Here is a 13535-nt window from a genome sequence, read left to right as displayed (position 1 = left end):
GGGAAACCAGTGAACAACAACAACGATGCGGCAGAGTATGATTACGTCATCGTCGGCGCCGGCTCGGCCGGTTGCGTACTCGCCAACCGGCTGAGCGCTGACGGCAAGCACTCGGTGCTGCTGCTCGAGGCCGGACCGAAGGACAGCAACATCTGGATCCATGTCCCGCTCGGCTACGGCAAGTTGTTCAAGGAAAAATCCGTCAACTGGATGTACCAGACCGAGCCCGAGCCGGGCCTGAACGGGCGGCAGGTGTTCCAGCCGCGCGGCAAGGTGCTCGGCGGCTCCAGCTCGATCAACGGCCTGCTCTATGTGCGCGGCCAGCACGAGGACTATGACCGCTGGCGACAGCGCGGCAATGCCGGCTGGGGCTATGACGACGTCCTGCCCTATTTCAGGAAGGCGGAGGATCAGCAGCGCGGCTCCAACACCTATCACGGCGCCGGCGGCCCGCTGCCGGTGTCGGATTGGCGGCATCATGATCCGCTGTCGGAAGCCTTCGTGCATGCCGCAACCGAAGTCGGCATTCCTACCAATCCGGATTTCAACGGCGCGACCCAGGAGGGCGCGGGCTTCTTCCAGACCACGACGCGGCGCGGCCGGCGCGCCTCGACGGCGCGGTCCTATCTGCGGCCGGCGCTGACGCGCGGCAATCTTCATGTCGAGACCTCGGCGCTGGCGCAGCGCATCCTGTTCGACGGCAAGCGCGCGAGCGGCGTCGCCTACAAGCAAGACGGTCAGTTGCGCAAGGCCAAGGCGCGCAAGGAGGTGCTGGTATCGAGCGGTGCGTACAACTCGCCGCAATTGTTGCAGCTCTCCGGCGTCGGCCCGGCCGATCTGTTGAAGCAGCACGGCATCGACATCGTGCTCGATGCGCCCGGCGTCGGCAACGATCTGCAGGATCACATGCAGGTCCGCATCGTCACGCGCTGCGCGCAGACCGTCACGCTGAATGACGTCATCAATCATCCCGTGCGCCGCGTCATGGCGGGCCTCCGCTACGCCGCGCTGCGCAAGGGACCGTTGACGATCGCCGCCGGCACCTCCGGCGCGTTCTTCAAGACCAGCCCGCGGCTGGCCTCGCCCGACATCCAGATCCACTTCCTGCCGTTCTCGACCGACAAGATGGGCGAGCAGCTGCATCCGTTCTCGGGCTTCACGGCCTCGGTCTGCCAGCTGCGTCCGGAGAGCCGCGGTTCGCTGAAGATCAGGAGCGCGGACCCGGGCGTGCCGCCGGAAATCCGCATCAACTATCTGGCGACCGAGACCGATCGCCGCGCCTTCATCGACGGCATCCGTATCCTGCGCAAGATCCTGGCCGCGCCGGCGCTGAAATCCTATTCAGTGGGCGAGGTCGATCCCGGCGCCACGGTGGTCAGCGACGACGACCTGCTCGATTTCTGCCGGCGCACCGGCAGTACGGTCTATCATCCGACCTCGACCTGCCGGATGGGCAACGATCCGCTCGCGGTGGTCGACCAGCGGCTCAAGGTGCGCGGCATCGAAGGTCTGCGCGTGGTCGATGCGTCCGTCATGCCGGACCTGATGTCGGGCAATACCAATGCGCCGACGATCATGATCGCGGAAAAGGCGTCCGACATGATTTTGGAGGACGCGCGGTAGGAGTCCTCAGTTCCGTCATCCCCGCGCAAAGGCTTCGCCTTTGTCGCTGGAGGAGCGCGCTCTCGCGCGCGTCTCGAAGGATGCACGGCCCCGATATTTTCGACGCGTCGCCCTCCTTACTCGTGGCCAGACCTGGGCCGTCGACCCTCCGAGACGACCGCTGCGCGGTCTCCTCAGGGTGACGGTGAGGGAAGCTCCGTAGCCCGGATGAAGCGAAGCGTAATCCGGGGCTAGTCTAGCGACGGAGGAGAGAGTCCCGGATTGCGCTGCGCTCCATCCGGGCTACAAGGTCTCAGCCCTTATACGCGCGCACCCGCGCGACCATCTGCTCGACATGGGCTATCGGCGTCTCGGGGAGAATGCCGTGGCCGAGATTGAAGATCATCCGTCCCTTGCCGAAGTTCTCCAGCACATCGTCCACCGCGCGGTCGAGCGCGGCGCCGCCGGCGATCAGGGCCAGCGGATCGAGATTGCCCTGCACCGCGACCCGGCTCTGCACGCGCTCGCGGATCATCGACGGCTCGGTGGCCCAATCGATCGAGACCGCATCGACGCCGGTTTGCTCGACATAGGCCGGCAGCATGCCTGCCGCGCCGCGCGGGAAGCCGATGATCCTGGCATCGGAGACCTGCTTGCGCACCCCGGCCACGATGCGCCGGGTCGGCTCGATCGCCCAGCGGGCGAACTCGCGCGGCGGCAGCACGCCGGCCCAGGTGTCGAAGATCTGCAGGCAGTCGGCGCCGGCCTTCAACTGGCCGACGAGATAGTGGATCGAGTTCTCGACCAGCACGTCGATGATCTTGGCGAACGCATCCGGATGGCGGTAGGCAAGCATCCGCGCGGGTGCCTGGTCCGGCGTGCCCTGTCCGGCCACCATGTAGGTCGCAACCGTCCACGGTGCGCCGCAGAAGCCGATCAGTGCGATCTCGGGGGCGAGTTCGCGACGGACGCGGCGCAGTGCTTCAAAAACCGGCTCGAGCGTGTCGAAGTTGGCATCGGTTGCCAACGTCGCGATTTCGCCGGGCGTTGCCAGCGGATCGAGCCGCGGTCCTTCGCCGGCCTCGAAGCGCACAGAGCGGCCGAGCGCGTAGGGGATTACCAGGATGTCGGAGAAGATGATCGCGGCGTCGAAGTTGAACCGGCGGATCGGCTGCAGCGTGACCTCGGCGGCGAATTCGGGCGTGAAGCAGAGATCGAGGAAGCCGCCGGCCTTGGCGCGCAGCTCGCGATATTCCGGCAGATAGCGGCCGGCCTGCCGCATCATCCAGAGCGGCGGCACGGCCTGGCGGTGGCCCGATAGCACGTCGATGAGCGGCTTCTTGGTGGGATCCTGGGGCACGCGGATAGTTCCTGATCACGGTCAAATTTGCGCCCCTGATACACGCTGCAGCGCAATGGGCCAAGGCGGTTCTGGAACCCCCCTTTGCGCGGCCGCGTTGTCCCCCGAATGGAGGGACGACATGGCCGACAAATTCGATCCTGCCCCGCACGACAAGCATGCCGAGAAGCCGCACGAGGCGCAGGCTGCCGACCGCAAGGCCCGCACCCGGCTGAAGGAGGGGCTCGAGGATACCTTCCCGGCCTCCGATCCGGTCAGCGCCACGCAGCCCGCGCCGTCAAAGCACGACGGCAATCGGGACAATTAGCTGGTGTATGCCAGCGGCTGCTAACCACGATGCCAAGAGAGTTCCACATGCGGCGAACTATTCGCCGCGGAGCGATGGCCCGGAGCACCGGGCCCGTCCGCATACCGTGATCGCCGGGATAGTCTAGACGGGGCCGCTTGCGGGGCGCTGCATCCGGTCAGATTCGAAGGTCACGCCGAGCCGGCGCTCCAGGCGCCAGGCCACAATGCAGTGCCGCCGGATCGGTTCGCTCTCGATCTCGAGGTCGAACGCGAGCGGGATTGCGACGTCGCTTTCCACGGCGAGCCCCGCGCCGCCGGTCGAGAGGTTGAGCACAAGACATCCGACACTGCTGTTGCGGAAGAAGATCGTCCCGCGCTTCAGCAGGATCGTTCGTTGGCTGTCGGTCTTGTATCTTATCGTTGTGCTCACGGCAGTCTCCTCCCCCGATGTGATGCCCGTCGCGATCGGTCCCCTCAAGCGCGATGGTCGCGCTTTCGCTTCTTGTTCGAGCACGATCTCCGCGCAAACGCTTTGCGTTTGTCGCGAGGGAAAACCGCTTCGTACTCTTCCGGATCATGCTCTAGTTCACCAGCACGGCGCCATCGCAGCGGATGCCCAGCACCCAAACGTCGACCTGGCCGAGCCCGATGCCGAGCGTCGCGAGCAGCGACGCCAGCACCTGATCGACTGAACTCGTCACGCCGTTCAGGATGCTCATGACGAGCGCCCCCAATCCCGGGATCGGCAGCCCGAGCGGGCCGAGATTGATGGTCAGCGAGAGGTCGCCGAGCAGACTTCCTGTCAGCGATGAAAGGAAGTTGGTCGTCGTCACCGTCTTCTTGGTGCCCGACTGGATGTCGCTGTAGCTGAAATTGACATTGGTCGGCGTGGTGTTGCCCATGCCGGCATGGGCGAGGCCGGTGACGGTGGCGAGACCAAGGTTGACCAGTGTCGCCGGCGGCGGATTGGGCTTGGTCGTGAAGTTGGTCATGTCGGCGACCGTGACGTTGCCGATCCATGCATCCACGATCCCAGGCGTCACGCCGATCGTGACCTGCGAGGTGTTGATGTTGGGGTGGCCGCAGGACACCGCGTTGAGCGTCGCGGTGCCCGAGGCGACCTCGACATAGACCGGGAGATTGATCGCAGACACGGTGCCGGAGCCGAGCACATTGATGGTCGCCAGGATCCTGGTCTGCGCGGTGTGGACGCTCACACCCTGGGTGCCGATCGCGATCCAGCTCGAGCCGACCGGGCGCTCGCCGATCGTTGCGATCACGGAGACGTTGGCGATGCCGGGCAGGCCGAGATTGATCGAGGTCGCGATCTGATGGTTGCCGTTGGCGATCTGCGCCACCGTGGAAATCAGGTCGAACACCGAAACGCTGGCGCCGACCTTGGGTTTCTGCCCCACCGTGAGATTGGCGAAGGGACCGAGGTCGACCAGCGTGCCGGGCGAAATCTTGGTGGTGGAGCCGGTGACGGCCTGGGAGATCGTCGACAGCGCGGTGGTCGCCGCGTTGGCGCCGTTGGTGATCTGCTGGGTGGTCAGCGCCGACGCGACGATGTCGCCGACCTTGATGTTGCTGCTCAGCAGGTCGCTATAGGTGACGCCGGTCAGGTTGACCCGGGTCGCCAGTGCCGACAGGAAGTCCAGTGCGTCGATCTTCGCGCTGATCAGCGCATTGTAGTCCATCACCGAGAGCGACAGCGTGGTGCCGAGCATCGAGCCGAGCAGCGCATTGAGCGCGCCGCCGTTGACCGAGAGCAGCCTCGACCCGATCGCGAACGAGGCCATTTCGGTCGATGTCGCGGTGGCGGTCGTCTTGATGGTGAAGCTGCTCGCGCCGGTGAGGTACCGCGCGAAGTAGAGCGGGGTCTGGGTGTTCAGCGTGACCCGCGCGGCGTTGGGAGTGCCGACCGCCGGGGTCACGAAACGGGCCTGCGGCGCGATGGCGCTGTTTGCGGTGTAGGTTCCTGTCTCGACCTTGACCAGCGCACTGGCCGGGTACTTGTTCTGCGTCACCGTCGCGGTGGCGGCGTTGACCGGATTGTTCAGGTTGGCGGCGGCGACGATCGCGGCGAGATCGGCGGTGCTCTGCGTCTTGCGCCGGTCGGCGAAGATCGTGCCGAGATCGATGGCAAGACCAGCGCACCCGATCAGGAGCGTCATCAGGCCGGCGCTGATCATCGCGAAGTTTCCTCGTTCGTCGGCGCCAAAGCGCCGCATCAGTATGAGGACGCCTCTCATCCTAGAATCCCCCGTACTGAATCGCCGCGGAGCGGACGATGGTGCTCGCCGGGGCGGGGACGAAGGGCAGCTTGTAGATGAAGTTGCCGGCCGCGTTGTAGTTGACCGTCACGACGTAGACGTTGGCATTCGATGGAGACGGCGCGGCATTGACCGTGAGATTGCCGGGGACGAGCAATGGATAGGTCGACGCGTTGGCGGTGACGTAGCTCGTCGCGAGGCTGTTGCGTTCGGTGTCGGTCATTCCCGCGATGGATGACCGCGCCGCTTCGGCGGCGAGTTGCTGAACGCCATGCACCATGGCGAGATACGAGCCGAAGACGATGATGCCGAAAATGAAGGCAAGAAACAGCGGCAGCATCAGCGCGAATTCGACAGCGGACGCACCGTTTCGGCAGCGAAAAAACCTGGTCATTGCAACACACCTCGAAACGCCAACGACGACGTCACGTTGCGAGGCTTTGATTAAGGAAAACTATGAAAACGCTTCCGCGAATCAGCGGCCGCAATTCAGACTTATCGGGTCAGTGAAGCGTTATGGGGCGATCAGAATATTTGATGCGATATCCGCAAAAACCCGGGGTGTGGTGCGGTTGAGGTGCTGCAGCGTGTGGAGATGTAGTTGTTGGATACCGTGATACGCGGAGCAATGCACGTAACAATACATATGGCCTGCAATATCAGTGCCTTGGCGGGTAATTGTAGCTAAACAAAAGTGCAACCAAATGTTAGTATAGCCTGATCACATACTGTGGAGATTGGAATTGCGTCCCGTGCTGAGACTGGAGGGCTCGCGATGCATAGACCGCGTCAGCATTTGAATATTCCTACTGAAATCGTTCGCACCGTCGTTGCGATCGCGGAGACAGGCAGCCTGTCGAAAGCCGGGGAGCGTCTCGGCCTCAGCCAGCCGGCGATCAGTTCGCAGGTCAAGCGCCTGCAAAGCCTGATTGGTGGCGCACTCTTCGTCAGAACCGCAAACGGCACCACGACCACCGAGCTCGGCAAGGTCGCCGTGCAGCAGGCGAGGCGCATCCTCGAAGCCAACGATCAACTGCTTCGGCTCGGCGGCAATCATGAAGGACCCCAGCCGTTGCGGCTGGGAATCAGCACGATGCTCGCGGAGGAATTCCTGAAGCTGCATCCCTCCGATGCACTCGCCGACGTTCTGCTGCACGCCGACATGTCACCGGCCGTCATCAGGGGGTTGATCGACGGCTACATCGACATCGCGTTCGTCTACAGCAACCCTTCGCAGGAGAACGAAGACGAGGTGACGATCGCCGCCGAAGCCGAGGAGCGGTCGGTGTGGGTGCGATCGCGCGATTTTGTGCTGCGGCCGGGCGCCCCGATCCCGATCCTGGCCTGGCCTGGTGACGACTGGATGATCCGGACGCTCACCAAGCACAACATCACGTACAAGATCGTGTTCAGGAGCCCGAACCACCAGCTGCGACTGGAAGCCGCCCGGGCCGGGTACGGCCTGACGGCGTGCCCCGAGCGGATGATCCCGTCCTCGCTGATCTCGGCGAAGGATTATTATCTTCCGGAGCTTCCGTTGCAGAAGCGCCTGCTGTGCGTTCGCCCTGGTCTCGAAGGCAGCCGCGCCACGGCGATGGTGCAGCGGTTGTCCAGCCTGTTCTTCAGCGGCGCGAAGCCGATGCGTCAGGTGAGCAACATGTAGCCGGTGCTGCCGCGGTCCGGCGGCACCGATCAATAGTGCGGTGGGCGTTCGTTGGCGGGGCCGGGCGCCGGGCGTTCGGCCTCCTGAAGCCGGTCGCGCAACTCGGCGATCTGGCGCGTCAGCGCGTCGATCTGCTTCCATTGTGCCGTGATGGTCTGGTTCAGCGTCTCGATGGCCTCGTCCTGATAGGTCAGGCGAACCTCCAGCGCATCGATCCGCTCGCTCAGCTTGGCCGTGTCATTCATGGACGGCAGCCTCGCAGGGGGCAGCCTCGCGCTCCGCGTCGCTCGAACGCGCACCCGCACGCTCGCGCAGGCCGTGGCCGAGCGCAACACGCTCGTCGAACACAAAACAGTCGCCGCGCCAGCGGCTGTCCTGCTGCGGGGTTTCCTCGAGATATTTCAGGATGCCGCCCTTGAGGTGATAGACCTCGGCAAAACCTTGCGCGAGCAGATAGGCGCTGGCCTTCTCGCAGCGGATGCCGCCGGTGCAGAACATCGCAATCCTGCGGTGCTTCGCCGGATCGAGGTTTCTCGCCGCAAATTCCTTGAATTGTCCAAAGCTCGCGATCCTGGGATCCACCGCGCCTTCGAACGTGCCCATCGCGACCTCGAACGCGTTGCGGGTATCGAGCACCACGATGTCAGGCGCGGCGATCAGCTCGTTCCAGTCGGCGGCATCGACATAGGTGCCGACCTGCCGCGTCGGATCGACCGTGGTGTCGCCGAGCGTGACGATCTCCTTCTTCAGCCGCACCTTGAGCCGCTGGAACGGCATTTGCGCGGCTTCGGAGAACTTCAGCTCGAGATTGTCGAGGCGGCCGCCGAACAGCGTTCCGTACCTGAGCTCCGCAACGAAGTCATCGATGCCTTGGTCGGTGCCGGCAATGGTGCCGTTGATGCCCTCATGGGCGAGCAGCACGCTGCCCTTGAGATCGAGCCCGGCGCAGAACGCGCGCAGCGGCTCGCGCAGCGCGCGGAAGTCCGGCAGCGCGGCGAACTGGTAGAAGGCGGCGACCTTGAAGGGCATCGCCGGGATTTATCAGGCCGGCCAAGCCGGCGAAACCCGCAAAGCCATGCATTGTCGGGATATTTCCCCTGGCATGCCAGGCATTGCTCAGCCGGGGATGAGTGTGCCATGTACTTTGTACTCCCTTGGCATCATCCGCCGCAGCCGCATCAGACCATCACGATCAAGCGAGCACTCCGTTATGAGGAATTTCCATTTCGCCGGCCGTTCCACGGTCCACGCCCAGAACGCGATGGTGGCGACGTCGCATCCGGAAGCGGCGCTCGCGGCCATCGAGGTGATGCGCGAGGGCGGCACGGCCGCCGACGCGGCGGTTGCAGCCTGTGCGCTGCTCGGCGTCATCGAGCCGCAATCGACCGGCATCGGCGGCGACTGCTTCGCGCTGATCCAGCCGAGGGGGGAAGGCAAGATCACCGCCTATAACGGCAGCGGCCGGGCGCCGATGGCGGCGACCGCCGACTGGTATCTCGAGCGCAAGATCCATTCGGTGCCGCTGACCTCGGCACATGCGGTCAGCATTCCCGGCGCGGTCGATGCCTGGGACGTGATCCTGAAGGACCACGGCAAGTTCGGCTTCGACCGGCTGCTGCAGCCCGCGATCAAGGCCGCCGAAGAGGGCTACGTGGTCGCGCCGCGCATCGCCTTCGACTGGAAGAACGGCTTCGAGAAGCTGAAGAACGGCACCAACACCGAGCGCTATCTGTTGCCGCACGGCAGGCCCGCGGTTGCCGGCGACGTGATCCGCCAGCCCGAGCTCGGCAAGACGCTGCGCGCGATCGCGCAAAAGGGCCGCGACGCCTTCTATAGCGGCGAGATCGCCGCCGACATGGTCGACACGCTGCGCGGCATCGGCGGCCTGCACACGCTCGAGGACTTCGCCGCGCACTCGACCGAGGCGACCTCGCCGATCGGCACGATGTACAAGGGCTACGACGTCTGGCAGTGCCCGCCGAACGGCCCCGGCATCACCATGCTGGTCATGCTCAACATCCTGTCGCGCTTCGACCTGACCAAGTTCAAGCCGCTCAGCATCGAGCGCTTCCATCTCGAGGCCGAGGCGGCACGCATCGCCTACATGATGCGCGAGCAGCATATCGGCGATCCCCAGCACGTGCATGTCGACGTTGCCGGCATCCTCGCCAGGGAATTCGCCGAAGAGCACATCAAGAACATCCGGATGGACCGGCTGCTCGAACTGCCGAACGTCGCGCCGCCGATGAATCCGTCGACGGTCTACATCACGGTGGTCGACAAGGATCGCAACGTCTGCTCGTTCATCAATTCGATCGCGCATTCGTTCGGCTCGGCGATCGTCTCCAACAAGACCGGCGTCCTGCTGCAGAACCGCGCCGGCGGCTTCCGCATCCAGCCCGGACATCCGAATTGCATCGCACCGGGCAAGCGTCCGCTGCACACCATCATCCCGGCGCTGGTCACCAGGAACGGCCGTGCGCTGATGCCGTACGGCGTGATGGGCGGGCAGTACCAGCCGGTCGGCCAGACCCGTGTGCTGACCAACATGCTCGACTATGGCTGCGACATTCAGGAAGCCATCGATATGCCGCGCGGCCTGCACTACGAAGGCGTCTACCAGCTCGAGGACTCTGTGCCGGCGGAGATCGTCGAAGGCCTGAAGAAGATCGGTCACAAGACCACCAGCGTGGTCGCGCCGCTCGGCGGCGGCCAGGGCATCTGGATCGATTGGGACAAGGGGACGCTGACCGGTGGCTCCGACCCGCGCAAGGACGGCTGCGCGCTCGGCTACTGATTGTCGCGGCCGATCAGGGGCCGCCGGAAACAAGGTGTTGTCGCGGGGATGGTGCTAGTCCTGCCCCGCGGAAGCCCGTCACCGGCATCACCTACTCATATCTGGCGGCGCAACTGATCGGTGATCTCATCGCGGGCGCGTCGTCGCCATTGATCGGCGATTTTGCGCTGGACCGCGACGGCGGCATGGCCGGTCACTGAAAAATGGCTAGGGATTCGACCCGCACTGGGCTAGAGACGGCCGTCCTTCACGAGAGGTGCAAGATGCGATCTTCCCGACGCACGATCATCAAGACTGCATTTGCCGGCCTTGCGGCGGCAGTCTCCACGTCCGTTGTCAGCGGGACAGCAACGGCCCAAACTGCAGGAAAGCCCATGACCACAGCTTCAGGCCTCCAGATCATCGACAGCAAGGTCGGCACCGGCGCCTCGCCGAAGACCGGCCAGACCTGCGTCATGCACTATACCGGCTGGCTCTACGAGAACGGCCAGAAGGGCAAGAAATTCGACTCCTCCGTCGATCGCAACGAGCCGTTCGAGTTTCCGATCGGCCAGGGTCACGTGATCAAGGGCTGGGACGAGGGCGTCGCCACCATGAAGGTCGGCGGCAAGCGCACCCTGATCATCCCGCCGAACCTCGGCTACGGCGCGCGCGGCGCCGGCGGCGTGATCCCTCCGAACGCCACGCTGATGTTCGACGTCGAACTGCTTGGCGTCAAATAAGCCGATGGGCGTCAAGTAACCGGCTCACAACAACAAGGGCGCAGCGATGAAGATCTCGATCCTCGACGATTATTTCGACACGCTGCGCACCCTCGATTGCTACCGCAAGCTCGACGGGTATGACGTCAAGATCTGGAACGATCACGTCCAGGACGTCGATGCACTCGCCGAACGGCTGCGCGATACCGACGCGCTGGTCCTGATCCGCGAGCGAACCCAGATCCGCACGCCGCTGCTCGAACGTCTGCCGAAGCTGAAGCTGATCAGCCAGCGCAGCGTCTATCCGCATATCGACATCGACACCTGCACGCGGCTCGGCATCATCGTGTCGTCGAGCCAGCATGCCGATACGCCGTCCTACGCCACCGCCGAGTTCACCTGGGGCATGATCCTCGCGGCGATGCGCGCGATCCCGCAACAGATGGCGGCGCTGAAGGCGGGCAAGTGGCAGATCGGCGTCGGTCATACGCTGCGCGGCAAGACGCTCGGCATCTATGGCTACGGCCGCATCGGCGCCGTGGTCGCGGGCTATGGCAAGGCGTTCGGCATGAACGTGCTGGTCTGGGCGCGCGAGCCGGCGATGGCGAAGGCGCGCGCCGACGGCTATGAGACATCAGTCAGCAAGGCGGATTTCTTTGCCCGCTGCGACGTGCTGTCGCTGCATATGCGCTTGGTCGACGCGACGCGCGGCATCGTCAAGGCGGAAGACCTCGCGCGGATGAAGCAGACCGCGCTGATCGTCAACAACAGCCGCGCGCCGCTGATCGAGCCGGGCGCGCTGGTCAATGCGCTGCGTGCCGGCCGGCCCGGGATGGCCGCGATCGACGTCTACGAGAAGGAGCCGCTGCGCGACACGGCGGACCCGCTACTCAACATGGACAATGTGGTCTGTACGCCGCATCTCGGCTACGTCTCGCGCGACGAGTACGAAATCCAGTTCACCGACATTTTCGACCAGATATTGGCGTACGCGGCGGGTACGCCGACCAATGTCGTGAACCCGGATGTGCTGGCACATCCGCGCCCGCGCGGCTGAGCAGCGTCGTTCATGCTCGATCGGCCGGCTCGATGGGGCGGCCGTGTCATCTCTCGTTCAGCGAGGCCAGTGAGCCGCTGAGGTCACCCTGCCGACGATCCTCTTGATGCCGCCGAGTGCCTTCTGTCCCTTGCCCTTGGCTTCCAGGATCGCGCCTCTGCCCTGCATCGCCGGAGAGCCGGTGACCTTGCCAAGACGCCGCTTGAACCTGCCGATCGCCTCGTTGGCCGTGCCCTTGATCCTATCGGTCGTGCTACCCATGAAATTACTCCTTCGAATACGCTGAGATAACGCGCCGGAACATGGCGATGTTCCGATTCGGCGAGGTTCCGATTTTCCGCTCGCCTGCGCGGCTGCTTTTCGCTAGCGTTCCACGCACGAAATCAGGCCAACGAAAGCAAGAATGATGAGCGGTTCCCACGATCACACCCATTCCCACGACCATCACCATCACGACGACGAGCGCTGGAAGCACGACGGCGTCCGCGTGATTCCCGGCAACCAGCTCGATCCGAATGTGCCGTCGACCGCCGGCATGGACCGCAAGGCCGCGATCAATTTTGCCCGGGTCGGGGCGCAGAAATTGTGGGCAGGCACCGTCAGCATCAAGCCGGATGCCAAGACCGGCGCGCATCATCACGGCCATCTCGAAAGCATCATCTATGTCGTCAAGGGCAAGGCGCGGATGCGCTGGGGCGAGAAGCTGCAGTTCACCGCCGAGGCCGGCCCCGGCGACTTCATCTTCGTGCCGCCCTACGTGCCGCATCAGGAGATCAACGCCAGCCGCGACGAGGTGCTGGAATGCGTGCTGGTGCGCTCCGACGGCGAGGCGGTCGCGATCAATCTCGACATCGAGCCGATCGAGAAGCCGGAGACCGTGCTGTGGGTCGACCCGGTGCACCGCCATCCCGACGAGAAGAAATAGCCGCGACATTTGCGTCGAGATTCCGGGTTCACGCTTCGCGTGCCCCGGAATGACAGTCCAGGGGAGGAGGCCAGCATGACGCTCGTGCGTTACGAGAGCGCCGACCACGTCGCGACCATCACGATGGACCGCGTCTCCTCGCACAACGCGCTCAACAATGCGCTGTGCGACGAGCTGCAAAATGCCTGGCGGCGCTTTCGCGACAGCGATGACCGCGTCGCGGTGCTGGCCTCGGCCGAGGAGAAGTACTTCTGTGTCGGCGCTGACGTCCGGGATTTCCCCGCCAATATGTGGCAGGCGGTGCCCGGGCTCGGTGTCGAGCTCGACAAGCCGGTGATCGCGGCGACGTCGGGCTGGGTGGTGGGCGGCGGCTTCGTTCTGGTGCAGATGGCCGACATCTGCGTCGCCTCGGAGACGACGCGGTTCGTCTATCCGGAAGCCAAGATCGGCACCACCGGCGGCGGCGTCTCCTCGGTGCTGGCGCGCATGCCGCACAAGATCGCGATGGAGTTCCTGCTCGTCGGCGAGGAGCTGTCGGCCGAGCGGGCCTACCAGATCGGCTTCGTCAACCGCATCACGCCACCGGGGCAGCACCTTGCGGCGGCGCAGGAGCTGGCGGCCAAGATCGCGGGCAACGCGCCGCTGGTGGTGCAGGCGCTCAAGAAGCTCGCGCGTGACGCGATGCCGAAGGGGCCGCTGGAGACGGTCGCGGAGGTGCGCCGGCAGCTCGACGCCATCAAGGACAGCGACGACCTCAAGGAAGGCGCCAGGGCGTTCAGCGAGAAGCGCAAGCCGAGATTTACGGGGCGATGACCTTTTCCGTCATTGCGAGGGGCTCGCGACAAAATTGCAAGCAATTTTGCGCTGCG

Annotated in this window: 15 protein-coding genes; 8 read left to right on the top strand and 7 right to left on the bottom strand. The window is 64.6% G+C overall.

Translation table 11 applies throughout. The annotated features are described in order from the left end of the window. Window positions 1-9 precede the first annotated feature (9 nt). Window positions 10-1623, top strand: coding sequence for a GMC family oxidoreductase (locus tag ACVW1B_RS27110; RefSeq protein WP_253607089.1), 1614 nt, complete (start codon window positions 10-12; stop codon window positions 1621-1623). 292 nt (window positions 1624-1915) lie between these two features. On the opposite strand, the gene hemE is transcribed toward ACVW1B_RS27110, so the two are convergent. Continuing rightward, window positions 1916-2962: a uroporphyrinogen decarboxylase gene (gene hemE, locus ACVW1B_RS27105; protein ID WP_253607090.1), complete on the bottom strand. Its 1047-nt coding sequence runs from the start codon at window positions 2960-2962 to the stop codon at window positions 1916-1918. Between the two features lie 121 nt (window positions 2963-3083). On the opposite strand from hemE, the gene ACVW1B_RS27100 reads away from it, so the two are divergent. Next, on the top strand, window positions 3084-3269 hold the full coding sequence (locus ACVW1B_RS27100; RefSeq protein ID WP_028333252.1) for a hypothetical protein: 186 nt from the start codon (window positions 3084-3086) through the stop codon (window positions 3267-3269). 123 nt (window positions 3270-3392) lie between these two features. Here ACVW1B_RS27100 and ACVW1B_RS27095 read toward each other — a convergent pair whose 3' ends face one another. From ACVW1B_RS27095 to ACVW1B_RS27085, 3 genes are all read right to left on the bottom strand, one after another. Then, window positions 3393-3680 (bottom strand): PilZ domain-containing protein, encoded by a 288-nt coding sequence (locus ACVW1B_RS27095; RefSeq protein ID WP_229189556.1) that lies wholly within the window; start codon window positions 3678-3680, stop codon window positions 3393-3395. A gap of 151 nt (window positions 3681-3831) precedes the next feature. Beyond that, window positions 3832-5502 carry a pilus assembly protein TadG-related protein gene (locus ACVW1B_RS27090; protein WP_253607092.1) on the bottom strand — a complete coding sequence of 557 codons (1671 nt, stop codon included), beginning with the start codon at window positions 5500-5502 and terminating at the stop codon, window positions 3832-3834. A 1-nt stretch (window position 5503) separates the two neighbouring features. Continuing rightward, a complete protein-coding gene (locus tag ACVW1B_RS27085) occupies window positions 5504-5917 on the bottom strand; it encodes a TadE/TadG family type IV pilus assembly protein (RefSeq protein WP_092085917.1) in 414 nt (137 codons plus the stop codon). Between the two features lie 381 nt (window positions 5918-6298). Here ACVW1B_RS27085 and ACVW1B_RS27080 point away from each other — a divergent pair, with 381 nt between their 5' ends. Continuing rightward, on the top strand, window positions 6299-7186 hold the full coding sequence (locus ACVW1B_RS27080; RefSeq protein ID WP_225647711.1) for a LysR family transcriptional regulator: 888 nt from the start codon (window positions 6299-6301) through the stop codon (window positions 7184-7186). Window positions 7187-7215: 29 nt separating this feature from the next. Here ACVW1B_RS27080 and ACVW1B_RS27075 read toward each other — a convergent pair whose 3' ends face one another. Beyond that, window positions 7216-7431, bottom strand: a complete 216-nt coding sequence (locus tag ACVW1B_RS27075) for a SlyX family protein (RefSeq protein WP_253607093.1) — start codon at window positions 7429-7431, stop codon at window positions 7216-7218. After that, window positions 7424-8215 carry an oxygen-dependent tRNA uridine(34) hydroxylase TrhO gene (gene trhO / locus ACVW1B_RS27070; protein WP_253607094.1) on the bottom strand — a complete coding sequence of 264 codons (792 nt, stop codon included), beginning with the start codon at window positions 8213-8215 and terminating at the stop codon, window positions 7424-7426. The genes ACVW1B_RS27075 and trhO overlap by 8 nt, the downstream gene beginning before the upstream one ends. A gap of 181 nt (window positions 8216-8396) precedes the next feature. Here trhO and ggt point away from each other — a divergent pair, with 181 nt between their 5' ends. From ggt to ACVW1B_RS27055, 3 genes are all read left to right on the top strand, one after another. Beyond that, window positions 8397-9983: a gamma-glutamyltransferase gene (gene ggt / locus ACVW1B_RS27065; RefSeq protein WP_076826098.1), complete on the top strand. Its 1587-nt coding sequence runs from the start codon at window positions 8397-8399 to the stop codon at window positions 9981-9983. A gap of 263 nt (window positions 9984-10246) precedes the next feature. Then, on the top strand, window positions 10247-10705 hold the full coding sequence (locus ACVW1B_RS27060) for an FKBP-type peptidyl-prolyl cis-trans isomerase (RefSeq protein ID WP_028333243.1): 459 nt from the start codon (window positions 10247-10249) through the stop codon (window positions 10703-10705). 46 nt (window positions 10706-10751) lie between these two features. Further along, window positions 10752-11741 carry a D-2-hydroxyacid dehydrogenase family protein gene (locus tag ACVW1B_RS27055; protein ID WP_253607095.1) on the top strand — a complete coding sequence of 330 codons (990 nt, stop codon included), beginning with the start codon at window positions 10752-10754 and terminating at the stop codon, window positions 11739-11741. Between the two features lie 57 nt (window positions 11742-11798). Here ACVW1B_RS27055 and ACVW1B_RS27050 read toward each other — a convergent pair whose 3' ends face one another. Further along, the gene (locus tag ACVW1B_RS27050) at window positions 11799-12002 is read right to left on the bottom strand and encodes a CsbD family protein (protein WP_225158610.1); all 204 of its coding nucleotides are present in this window, start codon (window positions 12000-12002) and stop codon (window positions 11799-11801) included. A 145-nt stretch (window positions 12003-12147) separates the two neighbouring features. Here ACVW1B_RS27050 and ACVW1B_RS27045 point away from each other — a divergent pair, with 145 nt between their 5' ends. Continuing rightward, a complete protein-coding gene (locus ACVW1B_RS27045; RefSeq protein WP_028338582.1) occupies window positions 12148-12666 on the top strand; it encodes a cupin domain-containing protein in 519 nt (172 codons plus the stop codon). Window positions 12667-12741: 75 nt separating this feature from the next. Then, the gene (locus ACVW1B_RS27040) at window positions 12742-13479 is read left to right on the top strand and encodes an enoyl-CoA hydratase/isomerase family protein (RefSeq protein WP_229189549.1); all 738 of its coding nucleotides are present in this window, start codon (window positions 12742-12744) and stop codon (window positions 13477-13479) included. Window positions 13480-13535 lie beyond the last annotated feature (56 nt).

The sequence above is a fragment of the Bradyrhizobium sp. USDA 4502 genome (assembly GCF_054063355.1).
Note: the sequence above shows the minus strand (reverse complement) of the source record. Positions and strands in the feature narration are given on the sequence as shown.